Source organism: Gynuella sunshinyii YC6258 (assembly GCF_000940805.1).
Taxonomy (GTDB): domain Bacteria; phylum Pseudomonadota; class Gammaproteobacteria; order Pseudomonadales; family Natronospirillaceae; genus Gynuella; species Gynuella sunshinyii.
Window position 1 is genome coordinate 572,454 of sequence record NZ_CP007142.1, and the last position, 18,043, is coordinate 590,496.

The 18,043-nt window shown below is 48.7% G+C and carries 14 protein-coding genes; all 14 read left to right on the forward strand.

Annotated features, from left to right (window positions below; genetic code table 11):
* Positions 1-11: 11 nt before the first annotated feature.
* The 14 genes from fmt to YC6258_RS02675 all read left to right on the forward strand — a co-directional run bounded on the left by fmt (position 12) and on the right by YC6258_RS02675 (position 18,017).
* A complete protein-coding gene (gene fmt / locus YC6258_RS02605; protein WP_044615667.1) occupies positions 12-950 on the forward strand; it encodes a methionyl-tRNA formyltransferase in 939 nt (312 codons plus the stop codon).
* The gene (gene rsmB / locus YC6258_RS02610; protein ID WP_044615668.1) at positions 947-2,239 is read left to right on the forward strand and encodes a 16S rRNA (cytosine(967)-C(5))-methyltransferase RsmB; all 1,293 of its coding nucleotides are present in this window, start codon (positions 947-949) and stop codon (positions 2,237-2,239) included. Before fmt ends, rsmB begins: the two co-directional genes overlap by 4 nt.
* Positions 2,236-3,612, forward strand: coding sequence for a Trk system potassium transporter TrkA (gene trkA / locus YC6258_RS02615; RefSeq protein ID WP_044615669.1), 1,377 nt, complete (start codon positions 2,236-2,238; stop codon positions 3,610-3,612). The genes rsmB and trkA overlap by 4 nt, the downstream gene beginning before the upstream one ends.
* A 10-nt stretch (positions 3,613-3,622) precedes the next feature.
* Complete coding sequence (locus YC6258_RS02620; RefSeq protein ID WP_044615670.1) at positions 3,623-5,071, forward strand: TrkH family potassium uptake protein; 1,449 nt, start codon at positions 3,623-3,625, stop codon at positions 5,069-5,071.
* A 53-nt stretch (positions 5,072-5,124) separates the two neighbouring features.
* Complete coding sequence (locus YC6258_RS02625; protein WP_044615671.1) at positions 5,125-6,366, forward strand: LPS O-antigen chain length determinant protein WzzB; 1,242 nt, start codon at positions 5,125-5,127, stop codon at positions 6,364-6,366.
* A gap of 70 nt (positions 6,367-6,436) precedes the next feature.
* Entirely contained in the window at positions 6,437-7,369 is a 933-nt protein-coding gene (gene glyQ / locus YC6258_RS02630) for a glycine--tRNA ligase subunit alpha (RefSeq protein WP_144407769.1), read from the forward strand.
* Positions 7,366-9,438 (forward strand): glycine--tRNA ligase subunit beta, encoded by a 2,073-nt coding sequence (gene glyS, locus YC6258_RS02635; protein WP_044615673.1) that lies wholly within the window; start codon positions 7,366-7,368, stop codon positions 9,436-9,438. The genes glyQ and glyS overlap by 4 nt, the downstream gene beginning before the upstream one ends.
* 133 nt (positions 9,439-9,571) lie before the next feature.
* A complete protein-coding gene (locus tag YC6258_RS02640; protein WP_044615674.1) occupies positions 9,572-10,306 on the forward strand; it encodes a lysophospholipid acyltransferase family protein in 735 nt (244 codons plus the stop codon).
* The gene (locus YC6258_RS02645; protein WP_044615675.1) at positions 10,303-10,725 is read left to right on the forward strand and encodes a helix-turn-helix domain-containing protein; all 423 of its coding nucleotides are present in this window, start codon (positions 10,303-10,305) and stop codon (positions 10,723-10,725) included. The genes YC6258_RS02640 and YC6258_RS02645 overlap by 4 nt, the downstream gene beginning before the upstream one ends.
* Before the next feature lie 87 nt (positions 10,726-10,812).
* A complete protein-coding gene (locus YC6258_RS02650; protein ID WP_169748920.1) occupies positions 10,813-11,331 on the forward strand; it encodes a glycine zipper 2TM domain-containing protein in 519 nt (172 codons plus the stop codon).
* A gap of 364 nt (positions 11,332-11,695) precedes the next feature.
* The gene (locus YC6258_RS02660; protein WP_044615678.1) at positions 11,696-12,376 is read left to right on the forward strand and encodes a response regulator transcription factor; all 681 of its coding nucleotides are present in this window, start codon (positions 11,696-11,698) and stop codon (positions 12,374-12,376) included.
* Positions 12,367-13,674 (forward strand): ATP-binding protein, encoded by a 1,308-nt coding sequence (locus tag YC6258_RS02665; protein WP_044615679.1) that lies wholly within the window; start codon positions 12,367-12,369, stop codon positions 13,672-13,674. The genes YC6258_RS02660 and YC6258_RS02665 overlap by 10 nt, the downstream gene beginning before the upstream one ends.
* Positions 13,675-14,362: 688 nt before the next feature.
* Positions 14,363-16,495 (forward strand): sensor domain-containing diguanylate cyclase, encoded by a 2,133-nt coding sequence (locus tag YC6258_RS26935; protein ID WP_082070530.1) that lies wholly within the window; start codon positions 14,363-14,365, stop codon positions 16,493-16,495.
* 181 nt (positions 16,496-16,676) lie between these two features.
* Entirely contained in the window at positions 16,677-18,017 is a 1,341-nt protein-coding gene (locus tag YC6258_RS02675; RefSeq protein WP_144407535.1) for an extracellular solute-binding protein, read from the forward strand.
* Positions 18,018-18,043: the final 26 nt, after the last annotated feature.

Sequence of the window (18,043 nt, forward strand, 5' to 3'; positions counted from 1 at the left end):
GAGATTCTTTTTTGCGTATTATTTTTGCGGGTACTCCGGACTTTGCAGCAGAACACCTGCGAGCCGTCTTAGCCACTGAACATGAGGTGGTTGCCGTTTACACACAACCGGACCGACCTTCCGGACGGGGCAGGAAGCTGGTTGCCGGTCCGGTAAAACAACTGGCAATGGAACATGATATCCCAGTATTTCAGCCGACTTCCCTGAAACCGGAATCCGAGCATCAGCAGTTAGTTGGATTAAATGCTGACCTGATGGTGGTTGTGGCATATGGACTGATATTGCCAAAAGCAGTACTCAATATTCCCAAACATGGCTGCATAAATGTGCATGCATCACTTTTACCCCGCTGGCGCGGCGCGGCGCCGATCCAGCGCGCAATTATCGCCGGAGACAGCAGAACCGGAGTTACGATCATGCAAATGGACGTTGGACTTGATACTGGAGACATGCTTTTAAAAGCAGAATGCGCAATTGATCCCGCCGATACGGCAGAGTCTCTTCACGATAAATTAATATCTATTGGTCAGCCTTGTTTACAGCAGGCTTTGAACGATATCGAAAGTGGTCATATCAATCCTGTTCATCAGGACAATAGCCTGGCGTGTTACGCCGATAAGTTAAGCAAGGACGAAGGAAAAATTGATTGGCAGTTGCCTGCTGCCCAGCTGGATCGATTGATCAGAGGGTTTAATCCATGGCCGGTGGCACATGCGAAACTGGACGATCAGGTGATTCGCATCTGGCAGGCTGGTTATGAAAATGGTGACTCGGATCATGCTCCCGGTCATATCACTGATATAAGTAAAGACAGTATCAAAGTGCAATGCGGTCAAGGGCAACTGGTACTGGATATCGTTCAGTTACCCGGCTCAAAAGCCATGCCGGTCACACAGATTCTCAACAGCAAACGTGAGTGGTTCGAGCAACATCGGACATTCCAGTTATGAGTAGTCTGCGAAGCATTATTGCGAGTACGGTTGCGACGGTAACTGTTGACGGCAGAAGTCTTACCGATGCTTTGAATCGCGCTGAGAAATCTTGTGAGGAAGACCAACTGTCTGCGCTCCGGCATTGGTGTTATGAAAGCTGTCGTTGGTATTTGAAATATCAGGCGGTGCTGGATCGATTGCTGAAAAAGAAAATCAAAAGCAAAGATGAAGACATCGTTTGTCTCATGATCCTGGGTCTAATCCAGCTTGATGACCCATCCACACCTGATTATGCCGCTATTTCGGAATCGGTGAACTGCACGGTTGAACTTGGTAAACCCTGGGCACGAGGTCTGGTGAATGCAGTTCTGCGACAATGGCAGAGCAAGTCCGAAGATCTATTGACTGATCTGGCAAACGATATCAGGTATGTGAGTGCTCACACCGGATGGCTTGCCAAACGCATTCAAAAAGATTGGCCCGTTCAGGCTGAAGCAATTATGGCTGCCGCCAACCAGCGAGCGCCGATGAGCCTCCGGGTGAACCTGAGTCAGGGGAGTCGTGAAGAATATCTTCATAAACTGCAGCAGGAAGGTATTGATGGCCAGCTAAGTTCTGTCGTTGAAACGGGAATACAGTTGATCGGAGCCGTGTCCGTTCTGGCATTGCCGGATTTTTCCTCCGGTGCCTGCAGCGTACAGGATGAGGCAGCACAACTGGCCGGCGAACTGCTGGAGTTGAGCCCTCATCATAGAGTGCTGGATGCCTGTTGCGCTCCGGGTGGTAAAACCACTCACATTCTTGAACACGGTGTCACTGATCTGGTGGCAGTCGACAGTGATGAAACCCGACTCGAACGAGTCAGAGAAAATCTGCAACGCATGCAAATGTCTGCACAACTGGTCTGTGCTGATGTGAGTGAGACTGAACAGTGGTGGGATAAACAGGCATTTGATCGGATTTTACTGGATGTTCCCTGTTCTGCCACAGGGGTGATCCGTCGCCATCCGGACATTCGTCTGCTGCGAACAGCTTCTGATATTCAGGAACTGGTTCAAATACAGCGAAGAATGCTGCAAAAACTCTGGCTGTTGTTGAAACCTGGCGGCATTCTGTTGTACTCGACCTGTTCCATTCTGAAGGCTGAAAACCAGCACAATGTTGAATGGTTTCTGGAGCAGACAGGCGACGCATCGCTCATGCCATTACCCGATTTGTTAACGGAATATCAAGGACAGTTATTGCCAGCAGTTCAGGGCCATGATGGCTTTTACTATGCCAAGCTTAAGAAGAGTGAGCTGGAATGAAAATAATTATATTGGGAGCTGGCCAGGTCGGCAGCACCCTGGCAGAGAACCTTGCCAGTGAAGATAACGATATTACGGTGGTGGATAGCAAGGAAAGCAAACTCAGGGATTTGAGTGACCGGCTGGATATTCAGACGGTTACCGGTATGGGGTCCATGCCCTCAATATTGGAAAAAGCCGGTGCGGATGACGCAGATATGCTGATTGCAGTGACCAGCAGTGATGAGGTCAACATGATTGCCTGTCAGGTCTCATATTCGTTGTATCGTACTCCTACCCGTATTGCCCGTATTCGCAGCAACGATTATCTGCAGAACAGCGAAAAGTTGTTTAAAAATGATGCGATTCCGGTGGATGTATTGATCAGTCCTGAACAGGTGGTCTGTGATTATATCCGCCGCCTGATCGAAACACCGGGAGCTCTGCAGGTGCTGGATTTTGTCGAAGGCAAAATTCAGCTGGTTGGGGTGAAAGCGATTAAAGGTGGTTTGCTGGTGGGTCAGGAACTACGTTATCTGCGTCAGCACATGCCATCCGTTGACACCCGTGTTGCCGCAATTTTCCGGAAAGATCGCAGCATTATTCCCGTCGCCTCCACCATTATTGAAGAAGACGATGAAGTATTCTTCATTGCTGCACGCAATGATATCCGTGCAGTCATGAGTGAACTGCGCCGTCAGGAAAAAGCCTATTCCCGCATTATGATTGCCGGAGGCGGCAACATTGGCTATCGATTGGCCAAATCCATCGAAAAACGTTACGCCGTAAAGATTTTTGATCGTGGTCAGGAACGCTGTCAGTGGCTGTCTGAGCATCTTGATTATGCCCTGGTATTGCAGGGGGATGCCTCCAATCAGGAACTTTTGCTGGAGGAAAATATCGAGGATACCGATGTATTCATTGCTCTGACCAATGACGACGAAGCCAATATCATGGCGTCAATGCTGGCCAAGCGACTAGGAGCCCGTAAAGTCATGACCTTGATTAACAATTCCGCGTATGTTGATCTGGTTCAGGGCGGGGATATTGATGTGGCGATTTCTCCTTCACAAGCCACCATTGGTGGCCTGTTGAGTCATGTTCGCCGAGGCGACATTGTCAATGTTCACAAACTGCGCCGCGGAGCGGCCGAAGCTATCGAAGCGATTGCCCATGGAGACGCCCAATCATCGAAAGTAGTGGGGCGCATGATCGAGGATATCGATCTGCCAGAGGGTTGTACGATAGGTGCCATAGCCCGTGGGGAACAGGTGTTTATTGCTCATGATGATTTGGTGATAGAACCTGACGATCATGTCATGTTGTTTTTGACTGACAAACGTCGGACACCAGATGTCGAGCGGTTGTTCCAGGTTGGACTGACCTTTTTCTGATCGGGGCATCATGCAAAGCAGGATTATCATTCGTATTACCGGGCTACTCTTAATGCTGTTCAGCCTGACTATGTTACCTTCGGCAATGGTATCGCTGTTGTACCAGGACGGTGCTTATGAAACGTTCATCATTGCTTTCGGTGTGGTTCTGGTCAGCGGTTTTCTGATCTGGTTACCAGTAATGAACTACCAGGGAGATCTTCGAACCCGCGATGGGTTTGTTATTACGGTGGTTTTTTGGTTAGTGCTAGGCCTTGCGGGCAGTCTGCCTTTCTATTTTGCTCCCAGTGTTAAACTGGACTTCACCAACGCATTTTTTGAGAGTTTTTCCGGTTTGACCACAACCGGAGCCACGGTGATTACCGGGCTTGATGATTTACCGCAGTCCATTCTGTTTTATCGTCAGCAATTGCAGTGGCTTGGTGGAATGGGAATCATCGTGTTAGCCGTTGCCATTCTGCCATTGCTGGGGGTGGGTGGAATGCAGCTCTATCGCACCGAGACACCCGGGCCGGTCAAAGACAATAAACTCACACCCAGAATCAAAGAAACCGCCAAGGCGCTTTGGTATATCTATGTCACACTTACCATCGCCTGTGCGTTGGCCTATTTCATCGCTGGTATGGGTGTGTTTGATGCTATAACGCATGCATTTTCGACCATCGCCATTGGTGGGTATTCTACACACGATGCCAGCATCGCTTATTTCGACAGCGTTGCAATAGAAACCGTTGCTGTCATTTTTATGCTGATTGCCGCCGCCAATTTCAGTATTCATTTTGTGGCATTTCGTCACCGCTCCATAAAGATATATTTCCAGGAACCGGAATACCGGACATTTCTCTACATTTTTGGGGTATTGCTGCTCATCGTCGTGTTCACCTTGTGGGTTACGGGAACATATCCAGCTTTGTCTGCGTTGCGTTATGGGTTGTTTGAGGTGACCTCGATCCTGACCACAACCGGTTTTGGTGCGGCCGATTTTTCCTCCTGGCCGTTATTCGTTCCGTTTATGCTGTTTTTATCGTCTTTTATTGGCGGTTGTGCGGGTTCTACGGCTGGGGGAATGAAGGTCATCCGGGTTATGCTGATCACCAAACAAGGCCTTCGTGAAGTCCAGCGTCTGATGCATCCTCAAGGGGTTTTTCCCTTGAAAGTGGGTAAGCGGACTATGAGTGACAACGTGATTCAGTCCGCCTGGGGATTCTTCAGTGTGTATATTCTGATGTATGGACTGATTTTCATGCTGCTGCTTGCAACCGGGCTGGATTTCACCACCTCCTGGTCCGCTGTGGGTGCCTGTATGAACAATCTTGGGCCGGGTCTGAATGAGATTGCTCAGCACTACGAAAATATCAACGAGCCGGCTAAATGGATACTGTGTTTCGCTATGTTACTGGGTCGTCTGGAAGTGTTCACACTGCTGGTGTTGTTCACGCCGATGTTCTGGCGTCGATAACTATCGGCTGGTTATAATGCGCGTCATTTTTTTACAGTGGACAAGGCGGGTCAATGAGCAAAGAACCAGTGCAATATCGGGATGACAATTCTCACGGCTACCAGCAGGATGATGATATTTACATTGGTGAATTAGTCAGAAGCTTACTGCAACAGAAAGCTCTGATTGCCGCTATTACACTGGCAGGATCAGTGTTGGCAGTAGTTGTTGCCATGTCAATGCCGAACATTTACCAGCTAAGGGTCATGGTATCTGTACCAACTGGGCTGCAAATTGCGCCAATCGTTCAAAATGCGTATTTCCCTGATGATGCTTTACCAACGACCCAGGATATTTTTCGGAACTATCTGCGAAATCTCAACTCTGGTCGTAACCTCAAAACCTTGTTTGATCAGGAAAAGTTGGGTGAAAAGCTTGATAGTACTAATCCTGATGGTGAATTTTATCGGCTTCAGTCTGATTTCAAGGCCGAATTTATAGAACCTGATTATCTGAATTTGCCTGAAGATGCCGAGATGCCAGCGGAGTTGATCTCAGTTGCCGTGGAGACTCCCTTCCCTGATCAGGTCGCCTCGTTTTTGAATGACTATATTGTTTTTGCAGAACAGCAAACCCTCGAAAACCTTAAGAGTGACAGCTCCGGTTATATTCAGCAGCGTCAGAGTGAAATCAGCCGGCGGATAGAACAATTGGTAAGTGATGCCGCTCGAACCCGCCAGGTTCGCATTGCGCAGCTACAAGAAGCATTAAGCATTGCCAGAACCGTGGGCATCAAAGATCCCGTATCATTGTCAGAAGCTATGGTGGTCAGCGAAAACTACTTTCCCGAGAAAGTAGATAACACTCTGGCGGAGCAGGCTTATCTGGCCGCGCAAACCGCTCTGGCAACAGCCTCTTCCGCAGCCTCCACCGAAAAACAGATCACTTTGAATGTGAATGGTCTTCATACCCAGGAAAAAGGTCAGACGCAAAAATCTGATTTTTTGTATTTGAAAGGTGAGAAGCTGCTCCAGGCGGAGCTGGATCGACTGGTGCAACGGTCAGACGATGGCTTATATATTCCTGAGATAGCCCGACTGCAAAGTGAACAGGCTTTGTTGAACAGCTATTCGCTGGATTTCAGCGGTGCTGAGGTAAAACATATCGAGCTGAAAGCCTTTTCCCCGAAAGATCCAGTCAAACCCAAGCGCAAGCTGATTATGAGCATTGGTGTGTTTGGCAGTTTCATGATTGCGCTGTTTGTGGCACTCATTGTGATCGCGGTTCAACGTGACGAAAAAATTCACCACCATTAATCAATCGCCGGAATACCCCGGCGATCAGAACTCAACATAACAGGCAAATATCGTGAGTGAGCAAAAGACGATGACTTTTCAGAGTTTAATTCTGACTCTGCAACAGTATTGGTCCGACCAGGGCTGTGTAATTCTTCAACCTCTGGATATGGAAGTGGGGGCAGGTACATCGCATCCGGCAACCTTTCTCAGAGCCCTGGGGCCGGAAACCTGGAATTGTGCCTATGTGCAACCCAGCCGTCGTCCGACAGATGGTCGTTATGGTGAAAACCCCAATCGTCTTCAGCACTACTACCAATATCAGGTCATCTTAAAACCAAGCCCATCCAATATTCAGGAGTTGTACCTGGGGAGCCTTAAAGCCATTGGTATCGATCCGGAAGTACACGATATCCGGTTTGTTGAGGATAACTGGGAAAACCCGACTCTAGGTGCCTGGGGACTGGGTTGGGAAGTCTGGTTGAACGGCATGGAAGTTACACAGTTTACCTATTTTCAACAGGTTGGTGGCATTGAATGTTATCCCGTCACCGGTGAAATCACCTACGGTCTCGAACGACTTGCCATGTATGTGCAGAATGTTGACTCGGTATATGATCTGATCTGGACAGTGGGACCGGATGGAAAACCCGTGACCTATGGTGATGTATATCATCAGAATGAAGTTGAGCAATCAACGTATAACTTTGAGTACGCTGATGTCGATATGCTGTTTGCCAATTTTGAAGCTTATGAGGCAATGGCGCAAAAACTGATTGCTGACAACCTGCCATTGCCTGCTTACGAACAAATCCTGAAAGCCGGCCACAGCTTTAACCTGCTGGATGCCCGGAAAGCCATATCAGTCACTGAGCGCCAGCGCTACATTCTTCGCATCAGAACGTTATCCCGGGCAGTTGCCAAAGCATATTTTGATTCCCGTCTGGCACTTGGATTCCCAATGGCGGAAGAGGGTATTCGTCAGGAAGTCATTGCCGCTGCAGTAAAGGAGAACAAAGAATGAGCCACACCGATTTTCTGATTGAACTGGGTACAGAAGAGTTGCCACCGAAGGCACTCAAAGGTTTGGCGGACGCTTTTGTGGACATTTTTACTGAGCAGCTGGCGTCGGCAAACCTTAAGCATGGTGAAGTGCATGGTTATGCCGCCCCCCGGCGCCTGGCCATCTGGATTGAATCATTACAGCAGGCTCAGGCCGACGAAACACTTGAACGTCGGGGGCCTGCTATTCAGGCCGCATTTGATGCCAACGGCAAACCTACCAAAGCTGCGCAGGGATTTGCTGCAAGTTGCGGTGTGACGGTCGATCAACTCGAACAGCTGAAGACAGACAAAGGCAGCTGGTTGGTTTTCAAGGGTATAAAAAAAGGTGTGACTGCCGAAGCTCTGTTGCCAGATATTCTGGCGACGACGGTCGATAAATTACCGATTCCCAGACGTATGCGCTGGGGAAGCAGCCGGGTGGAGTTTGTGCGCCCGGTACAGTGGCTGGTGATGCTGCTTGGCGAAAAAGTGGTTCAATGTAAACTGCTCGGTGTCAGTTCTGGTAATACTTCTCGTGGTCACCGTTTTCACGCTCCGGCACCTGTCGAAATTTCCACCCCCCGGCAATATGCTGATATTTTGGAGCATCAGGGCAAGGTCATCGCGGACTTTGACCGTCGTCGCCGCATTATTGCAGAACAGGCACAGAAAGTGGCCGAGAATCAGAACCTACGGGTTGTGATTGAGGATGATCTGCTTGATGAGGTAACGGCTCTTAACGAATGGCCAGTAGCTTTGTTGGGGCGTTTTGAAGAGCGTTTTCTGGAAGTTCCCGCTGAAGCTTTGATCAGCTCCATGGCCGAACACCAGAAGTATTTTTACACCACCGATGGCGAGGGCAAGATACAACCGTACTTTGTGTTTATTGCCAATCTGGAATCGAAAGATCCTGCTCAGGTCATCGCCGGGAATGAGAAAGTCATTCGACCCCGATTATCAGATGCAGCGTTCTTTTGGGAGACGGACAAAAAAACACCTCTGGCAGAGCGGATTACCAGACTGGATAGTGTGATGTTTCAAAAAGAACTGGGTTCCATTGGTGATAAGTGTCGTCGATTACAGAAAAGTACGGCCATGATTGCTGAGCTTCTGGGCAGTGATCAGACTCTGGCAGAGCGTGCGGCACAGTTGGCCAAAGCTGATCTGGTCACGGATATGGTATTCGAATTTACTGAACTGCAGGGTATTGCCGGTAGCTACTATGCGATCCATGACGGAGAACATGAAGAAGTGGCTGCTGCGATGAAAGAGCAGTATTTGCCCGCAGGTGCGGGTGATCAATTACCCGTGACAGCCACCGGAACAGCACTGGCGTTGGCTGATCGGCTGGATAATCTGACTGGATTGTTTGGGATTGGTCAGCCACCGAGCGGCACAAAAGATCCTTTTGCGTTGCGCCGTGCGGCTCTGGGCGTTTTGCGAATTCTGGTGGAAAAAGATCTCGATCTCGATCTGGCTGTACTGCTGAACATTGCCTTGCAGCAGCATAGCTTCAGTGAAGAGCAAAAACAGGTTACCCGCCAACAAGTGCTGGATTACCTGCTTGACCGCTTCACTGCATGGTATGGTGATCAGAGGATCAATAATGTCATTGTTCAGGCTGTCCGGTTCAACAACATCAGTACACCGGTTGACTTTGATCGTCGTGTTAAAGCCGTCGCCCATTTCAGTCAGAACGAAGCTGCTGAGGCTTTGGTGGCCGCCAATAAACGGGTTAGCAATCTACTCAGTAAGTCTGCGGAAGATTCGATATCACAGCAGGTCGATCAATCCCTTTTTTCAGAAAATGCAGAAGTGGCTTTGTACGCAAAAATCATGGAAATTCGTGCAGTCGTGGAGCCCTTGTTCGTCAAAGGACTGTATACCGAAGTCTTGGCTGAGCTTGCTGGCCTGCGGGACACAGTAGATGCCTTTTTTGACCAGGTAATGGTTATGGCAGATGATATGGCGGTCAGAAATAACCGTCTGGCTCTGCTGGCACAGCTTCGGGCCCTGTTCCTGGAAGTGGCTGATATCTCAGTTTTATAAGGTCATTCGGCTGATTCACTTATTCTTAGTCCTGGAGGAAAGAGTGTAGTGAATCAGTCCCGTTAGATCTTTGGGGCGGAATCCAGTTAATCTAGCTGCATAAATCAAGACTGACTAGTATTAAGGATCTTCAATGGCCTGGTTGCTCGCAGCTATCAGAACGACCATTTTCATTTTTTTTCTATATGCACCGTTCACTATATTCTGGGCAACCCTGTCTGTTTTGGTTGCCTGGATGATTCCCAAACGGTTTCGTTACTATTTTGTCATTTACGTCTGGACCAGCACCATGGTGTTTTTCATGCGCTGGGTGGTTGGTATTCGCTATCGAATAGTAGGAAGAGAAAATATTCCTGCTAAAGGCGTGATTGCCTGTAACCATCAGAGTACGTGGGAAACTTATTTTCTGCAGACTTTGTTTTATCCGCAAACACAGGTGATAAAGCAGTCTTTGCTTAAGATTCCATTTTTTGGATGGGCATTTGCGCTACTCAATCCCATTGCCATCAACCGTGCTGATCGGCGCAGCGCTATGCAGCAGGTAATTGAACAAGGAACCCGCCATTTTCAGGAAGACAATACATACGTGCTGATTTTCCCAGAAGGTACCCGCTACGATGTTCAAAAACTGGGGAAATTTACCAGAGGTGGCGCGGTATTGGCGAAGGCAGCGGGGGTTCCTTTTATTCCGGTTGCGCAAAATGCCGGCTACTGCTGGATCAACAAACGATATGTCAAATTTCCCGGATTGGTTACGGTGGAAATTTTGCCACCGATTGATTTGTCGGATAAGACCGCTGAACAGGCTACCAATCTTGCTCACGCTCAAATCCAGACGGCACTGGAACGGGCTCCGGTTCCGAGATGAATTCGTTTGCCCAGCGTCTGAAAAAATTGATTGGTGAACGTACGGTCAGTGCATTTGCCAGGCAAGTGGGAATGAATGAAAGCCTGATTCGAAAATACCTGTCTGGTTCAGAGCCATCTATCAGCAAAGCTGCACAAATAGCTGATAAAACCAATTCTTCATTGTACTGGCTGGCAACCGGACTGGGTTGTCAGGCAGATACAATCGATCAGGTGGATGACAAGGTACTGCAAAGTGCATTGTCGATTGTCCAGGAGGTCGCCCGGAATCGTGAGATTCCTATGGATAACCCCAAACTGATGAAACTCGTTTTTGTTCTCTATCAGCACCTCTATATTCGTCGTCAGAGTGATGGATTTATTGATCTTCGTAAAGCCGTAGTAGTGGCGCGCCGTATGGCCAACGAAGAAAATCTGTAATATCGCCCTGGACGACTATTCAGACCGTATTCAGTCCTTCCTTCTAAAATGCCGGTATTCGCTGTTTACAGTATCGAGGTTAGCGATATGAAGCTTATTAGAATAACCGGACCGGTCTGTGTAGCTCTGATGTTGGCGGGAACGCCAATGATTGCGGGTGCCGACAGCTATATCACGAAAGCCAAGGTCATCGATAGCACTCCCATTTATGAGTCCATCAGACATCGTCAACCCATAGAAGTCTGTCGTGATGATGATGACGGCTATCAGCATCGTAGCAGTGTGACCGGTGCTGTCGTTGGCAGCGTGATCGGAGCAGCGATTGGCAGTCAGGTCATCAGTTCTCATCATCATCATGATGCGGTTGCAGGGACTATCGTTGGTGGTGCCGTTGGTGCGGCAATTGGCAGTCAGGCGGGGATGAAGCCTCAGTACCGGCCACATCGGCAATGTCACACGGAATATGACATCGATTATCGTGAAGAGTTGGTGGGTTATCGGGTGACCTACCTTTATCAGGGAAAAGAATATCAGACCCGTATGCAAAAACGCCCTGGTCGTTTTGTTCGTCTCAGGGTTGAAGTATCCTTGTTGGATGACTATTAACCGGGCACAAAATCAGCCGGATTAATAGCCGGCGACACGAGATGCTGTGTAATCGCAGCCGGGAAATATATGAAAATGAATAGAGTTTTGGTGTCGACAGTTTTGATATTGGTAACTGTCATGTCTTTACCGGTGTACGCTGGCAACAATACATGCCCGGGAAAGGCACTACCACTGAAAACTGAAGATCAGATAATCACCATGATAACATGTGAGCTGGGAGGAAAGGTTCTGCGGCTCAGCCCAATGACTGATCAGGCTGGTAACTTTGAAGCATTGTTACTTTTAAACGGTCGGGTCAGTACTGTTATTGTGAACACCGAAACCGGAACCATTGAACCATATCGCGCAATAGGAGAGTAATATGCGGGTACTCATTATCGAAGATCACGAGCGTTTGGGTACAACGCTTAAAGAAGTGCTGACTGCCAAAGGATATGCAGTGGATTGGGTCAGTGATGGTGAAGCGGGCCTGTTTCATGGTCAGGAATACGATTATGACATTGCGGTAGTCGACCTGGGCCTGCCAAAAATTGATGGTGTTGAAGTCATCAAACAACTTCGCAGTCAGGGGAAAACCTATCCTATTCTGATTTTAACTGCGCGTGGCAATTGGCAGGATAAAGTCGTTGGCCTTGAAGCCGGAGCCGATGATTATCTGGTGAAACCGTTTGTTAACGAAGAACTGTTGGCCCGTTTGAATGCTTTGTTGCGACGTTCCGCCGGAATGTCCTCTCCGGAAATTTCCATTGGTCCCATTCAACTCAATACGGCTAGAAAAGAAGTCAAAGTACATGGTCAGGTGGCAGAGTTGACCTCTTACGAATACAACTGCCTTGAGTATCTGGTACTGAACCGCGATAAAGTGATCTCCAAGTTAAAGCTTACTGAGCACCTGTATGACCAGGACTTTGACCGCGACAGTAATGTGATTGAAGTGTTTATTGGCCGTCTGCGCAAGAAAATCGATCCTGATAACGATATCAAACCGATACTGACCGTCCGTGGGCAGGGTTATCGAATCAACGACGATCTATGCGTCTAAACTCCCTCCGTAGCCGACTGCTGGTGGCAACACTGGCAGTGACGGTTACATTTACCCCGTTGACCGGCTTTGCTTTGCATAAAGCCTTTCGCTCCAGCCTTGAGGCCGGTGTCAGCGAACAACTGCAATTACAGATCTACAACCTGCTGGCTGAAGCTGTTCTGAAAGATAACCGTCTGGAAATTCCATTCTCGCTGCGGGACGAGCGTCTTAACAATTCTCAAAGCGGTCTATTTGCGTTTGCCAGCACGCAGCGTAAATTACAGTGGAAATCAGGTTCCACCCGTTGGGGCAGAGAGCTTGAAACATTTCTTGAGTTACCCTCATTGGAGTCAGGTGCATCAGAAAGCGGTGAGTGGCGACTGGGAAAGGAAAAATACTTTTATCGTCGTTTTCAGGTGGTTTGGGAAGACTCGGAGCAGCATGAAATTCCGATCCAGTTCACTGTTATGCAAACCCAGGTACCGTTTCAGGCCCAGTTGAAGACTTTTACCAAGTTACTGCGGATCTGGTTACTTGCGTTGGTGTTTGGACTGATCCTCGCGTGGATTGCCATTCTTCGCTGGGGATTGCAGCCAATGCGAAGACTGGCCGTTGAATTGCGCCGGGTCGAGGCCGGCAAACAGCAGCAATTGTCCGGCGATTATCCCGATGAAATACAACCTATCACCTACAATCTGAACCGTGTGCTTGAGGCCGAGCAGGATCAGCGGGAACGTTATCAGAAAACGCTCGCAGATCTGGCTCACAGTTTGAAGACTCCGCTGGCGGTTATCAAAGCGGCCCCCACCCAGGAAGATCTGGTCGAGCAAGTTGAAAGGATGGATCAGATCATTGGTTATCAGCTTAACCGCGCAGTGGTGAGCAAAAAGACAGGTTTTGTCGGCAAACCCTGTCTACTGCTTGAAAATGCAGAACGTCTTACCAAAGCCCTGAGTCGGGTATATCCGGATGTCCATATCGATACATCAGCTGTAAGTCCGGATTACCAGATGCGGATGGACGAAAAGGATTTACTGGAAATCCTGGGTAACCTGATGGAAAACGCCTGCAAATATGGCCATGGTAAAGTGCGTCTGGTTGCCGCAGAAAATGAGTTTCGGGTTGAGGACAATGGTCCGGGGATTCCTGAAAATGAACGCTTGCAGGTATTACAGCGCGGTGTACGGTTGGATTCTCTTCAGCGGGGTCAGGGTATAGGCATGGCTGTCGTAGCCGATATTATCAGTAGTTATGATTATGAACTGATCATAGATGACAGCGAGCTGGGTGGAGCCAGTTTTATCGTCCGATACTGAAGTAACCAATAATTGCCTTCCGTGGCAGTCGAACCGGCGCTTGCCCGACCTGTCCATCCCCTCGCGCCAAACCGGTGCGATACCTGGAGCGTAAGCGCTCTCATTATCGTAGCAGCAAGTTGATAGATGCCCCGTTTGGTCTGGAAACATCTATCTGTACCACACCGTCGATGCAAATAACGCATTTGCATCTTTACCATTAACCGAATATGCCGTCCCCTTTATATGAGCGGGATTAAACCTTCGTTATCGTACAATTCGTTTGCGTCATCAGTTGCTAAGGCAACTTTGTATTTTTCCCACTCAGTCGATAATGTATGAAAACCATATTCCATCGTAAAACCTTCCGTGATGTCATTCTCAAGCCGACAGTTATGGAGATTCCTCTAACGAGTGGTTGGTGATAGCATGACACAGGTTTCTCGCGACTCATTATGGGCCATGCCTGAGTTATGAACAGGGAGATATGTTGGCCGGTATCCAGTTTGTCTGAAAATTTTCAAAACCACTGAAACCGATATGAAACCGGACCAACCCGGTTCATGCCAGATCCTATTATAAAACCTGCTTACGGCTCAGTGTGCGGCTGTGGCACTGAACAAAAGCTGAATCTACACTGACCGAATAACCTCAATAAAATGGCTGCGATAGTCATGATTAAGTTGAACAAAGCTGATTAGAGCGAGCAATGGAAATAGAACTAGTAAGGGAACATATTAAGTCGCTGCTCGACCGAAGCTGGAACATGGCCAAAGCCTCTCCAGTGGATGCCATTGCAGAAGCACACCAGGCCGAAAATCTCGCTCTGGAAATCGATGACACCTTTCTGGTACAGCAATCCCGTTTTAATCGTTCCTGGTGCCTGCTTTACACCGGAAAATACCATCAGGCACTTGGACTGTTGCTTGATCTGTTGCCGTGGTATGACGACTATGGTGACAGTTACTGGTTATCCAAGATGTACAATGCCATCGGTTATACCCAGCAGCGACTATCACGTTTTGGTGAGGCGTTGGAATCCTATTGGAAAGCCCGTGAGCATGCTATTAATGCCAGTAATACCGCCGAAATATTCACCACTACCAATAATCTGGCTTCACTGGAGATTGAAAAAGGTGAATATCAGATTGCCCTGCAGCTGATCGCTGAAGCTGACAAGCGGATGAAGCAGGATGTGCCCGACCATCTGCTGGCGGATATCCGGTTGAACCGCTGTAAAGCACAAATCGCCGTTAATGATGTCAGCCAGGGAGAAATCAATCTTCGCAAAGTCATCAACTTTGCCAGAGATCTCGACTATAAAACCCTGGAATTTGACGGTCTGATCACCTTGGCGATGATTTACAGCGAGCGCGGTCAGGAAGATGAGGCAATGGTGTCCATTAGCGAAGCCATGAAGCTGGCCCTGAGTCTGGCCAACACCGATCTGGTCAGCATCGTATATCTGCGCCGGGCCCAGGTGCTCAATGCCCGCAACAACGTCACTGAAGCCATCGAAAACCTTTCCAAGTGCCTGTATTTTGTCGATCAGCGCGACAACAAAGTGGCCCTGGACGCCCATCGTTTACTGTCTTCGCTCTATAAACATATGGGTAATTACCGGCAGGCCCTGGAGCATTATCACAATGGCAGTCAGCTGGAAAAAAACATATTTCATACGGAGTCAAAGGCTCAGATCGAAGCGCTTCAAATTCAGTTGCAGGCAGAAAAACGGATTCGTGAAACCCAACTGGCCCGGATTCGCAACAAAGAGCTTAATGCCCGTAATCAGCAATTGGAAATCATTAACCTGATTGGTCGGGAAGTGGCTTCCTCACTGGATATCCATCGTATTATTCAGACTCTGCACAAACACTTTGCAGAGTTGATGGGAGTGCAGATTCTGGGTGTTGCGCTGATCAATGAACAAACACAGGCGCTGGACTTCAAGTACTTCATCGAAAAAGACATGATGCTTGAGTCATTCAGTATTCCTCTGGATACCCATGCAAGTTATGCCACTTATGCGGTTAATACCGGTGAACTGGTATTCAGTAACAATGCCCGTGAAGACGCATATGAGTATTTTGGCAATGTGCAGGACAACATTGTTCAGGGCTCTTTCATTTATGTGCCGTTGTATAAGGATGATGCGGTATATGCGCTGTTTACGTTGCAGAGCAACAAAATTCAGGCATTTAAAGTTGCTCATATTGAACTGGTCAGATCGGTTTCGCTGTTTTTATCCATCGCTATTCTGAACGCTCTGACCCATCAGCATATTCAGACGCTGACCCGGGAAATCGTCAAAGAGAAAAATGAAATTGCCCATCTGGCCAGTCATGACCGACTGACCAAACTGAACAACCGGATCGGGCTGGAGAGCCATTTTGATCAGTTGAGTTCCCAGGAAGGGATTCAGTTTGCGGTGGTGTATATCGATCTCGATAAATTCAAGCCCGTCAATGATCAATATGGTCATGAAATCGGCGATGAAGTCCTGCAGATTCTGGCTGAAAGGATGCGCAGGGCCACCCGTCGTTCGGACATCGCTGCACGTATTGGCGGTGATGAGTTTGTAATCATCCTCAATGGCGTCAGCACGGAGGCGGAAGCTCAGCAGATTGTCATGCAACTGCAGGAAAAACTGAGCTCACCGATTTCGGTCCGGGATCTGATTCTGAAACTGGAAGCCAGTTTTGGTATTGCCTTCTACCCCGAACATGGCCACAGTCTGAAAGCCATGTTAAAGGCCTCTGATGAAGCGATGTATCGGGTCAAGTATCGCGATGATAAAGAGCCTCCGTTTGCTGTAGCTGTCGACTTCGACGACAAACCCTGAATTCATCGGATATCTGATTCCGCTGATTCAGGGTAAATATTGCCCTGATCGTTCAATTTCATAAAACTGCCATCTGGCCATCACTTCCCTGTCATCTGTTCCAAGCACACTTCAAACACCTATGAACACCTGTTCACATTCAAAGTTGTCGGTTTTACGGGGGTATAAGGCTGTGAAGAAAATGAAATGGTTAGCATCAGGTCTGTTGTGTTCAGCATTGCTGACAAGCGGATTGACACTTGCGAAAGATTATACAATCTCGGTCGTGGCCGGGGGATCCAGTGACGCAGACAGCTATCGCACCGAGGCGATAGCCATGGCTGCCGATATACTGATGCGGGAAGCCGCTGTGGCGGGTGAGTCGCTCAATATCAAAGTGGAACAGCGCAGTTATAACAACTGGGATGATTTCAAACAGGCTGTCACGCTGGCGGCTGAATCCGGTAAAGCGCCGAACATTGTGGTAACCGGACATGAAGACATCGCTGCCTGGGCGCAATCCGGATTGATCGTGCCGATAGAAGACTACATCAGTCTCGATTCGTGGCCGGTCAACAATATTTATCCCAATCTGCTGAATATCGCGTCCTATAACAACAGGGTATACGGTCTGCCTCAGGATGCTGAAGCGCGACCATTTTTTGCCTGGAAGGATCACCTGGCCAAATTGGGCTACAGTGCCGCCGATATCGACGCCTTTCCGGATAAAATCGCCACCGGTGAATATACCCTCTACGACATGCTCAACGATGCCAAAAAAGCCCAGGACATGGGGCTGGTGGAACCCGGATATGGATTTTACCCACGGGTATCCAACGGTCCTGACTACTGGCAGTTTTACACCAGTTTTGGCGGCCAGTTACAGGATCCCCAGAGTCATCGTCTGGTATTTGATCAGGAAGCGGCGCGGAAAACCTATCAGTTCTTCATCGATGCGGTCAAAATGGGGGTGACCCGCAAAAACCATATCGGTACGCCATGGGATCAGTGGTATGCCGAAGTGGCTCATGGCAAAGCGATGTTCTGGCATGGTGGTACCTGGCATTATGCCCGCTATACCGGCAAAGAAGGGCTGACGGACTTCTTCGGCAATATTCAATTCAGCCTGATTCCTGCCGGTGACCGCTCCGGAAAAGCCAATACCCTGACTCATCCGCTGGTCTATCTGCTGACCGATCAGAAAAATGACGACGTACAGGAAATCGCCGCCAAACTGATTCAGATTGCCTCCGAGCCACGAATTAACACCCTGCATGCGATCAAATCCTCCCATCTGGGCATCACTAAAGAACAACTCAATATTCCGCTCTATGCCAATAATCGTTGGGCTATGGAAGCCACTGAACGCCTGCTGCCTTACGCCAGTGCGATGCCCAATGACACCGACTTTGGCAACTTCTGGAATATCTACTGGAAAGGTCTGGAAGCTGCCTGGACCGGTCAGAAAACCGCAGAGCAGGCCGTGAAAGAAGCGGTCACAGAGCTGCGTGCCACGATGGCCAACAGCGTCATTATTCGCTGATGGCGTCGCACAGGGACGTGCGTTAT

Bases quoted from the DNA above. Each gene is read 5' to 3' on its own strand.
- rsmB (WP_044615668.1), top strand. From the start codon at position 947: ATGAGTAGTCTGCGAAGCATTATTGCGAGTACGGTTGCGACGGTAACT.
- trkA (WP_044615669.1), top strand. From the start codon at position 2,236: ATGAAAATAATTATATTGGGAGCTGGCCAGGTCGGCAGCACCCTGGCA.
- YC6258_RS02620 (WP_044615670.1), top strand. From the start codon at position 3,623: ATGCAAAGCAGGATTATCATTCGTATTACCGGGCTACTCTTAATGCTG.
- YC6258_RS02625 (WP_044615671.1), top strand. From the start codon at position 5,125: ATGAGCAAAGAACCAGTGCAATATCGGGATGACAATTCTCACGGCTAC.
- glyQ (WP_144407769.1), top strand. From the start codon at position 6,437: ATGACTTTTCAGAGTTTAATTCTGACTCTGCAACAGTATTGGTCCGAC.
- glyS (WP_044615673.1), top strand. From the start codon at position 7,366: ATGAGCCACACCGATTTTCTGATTGAACTGGGTACAGAAGAGTTGCCA.
- YC6258_RS02640 (WP_044615674.1), top strand. From the start codon at position 9,572: ATGGCCTGGTTGCTCGCAGCTATCAGAACGACCATTTTCATTTTTTTT.
- YC6258_RS02645 (WP_044615675.1), top strand. From the start codon at position 10,303: ATGAATTCGTTTGCCCAGCGTCTGAAAAAATTGATTGGTGAACGTACG.
- YC6258_RS02650 (WP_169748920.1), top strand. From the start codon at position 10,813: ATGAAGCTTATTAGAATAACCGGACCGGTCTGTGTAGCTCTGATGTTG.
- YC6258_RS02660 (WP_044615678.1), top strand. From the start codon at position 11,696: ATGCGGGTACTCATTATCGAAGATCACGAGCGTTTGGGTACAACGCTT.
- YC6258_RS02665 (WP_044615679.1), top strand. From the start codon at position 12,367: ATGCGTCTAAACTCCCTCCGTAGCCGACTGCTGGTGGCAACACTGGCA.
- YC6258_RS26935 (WP_082070530.1), top strand. From the start codon at position 14,363: ATGGAAATAGAACTAGTAAGGGAACATATTAAGTCGCTGCTCGACCGA.
- YC6258_RS02675 (WP_144407535.1), top strand. From the start codon at position 16,677: ATGAAATGGTTAGCATCAGGTCTGTTGTGTTCAGCATTGCTGACAAGC.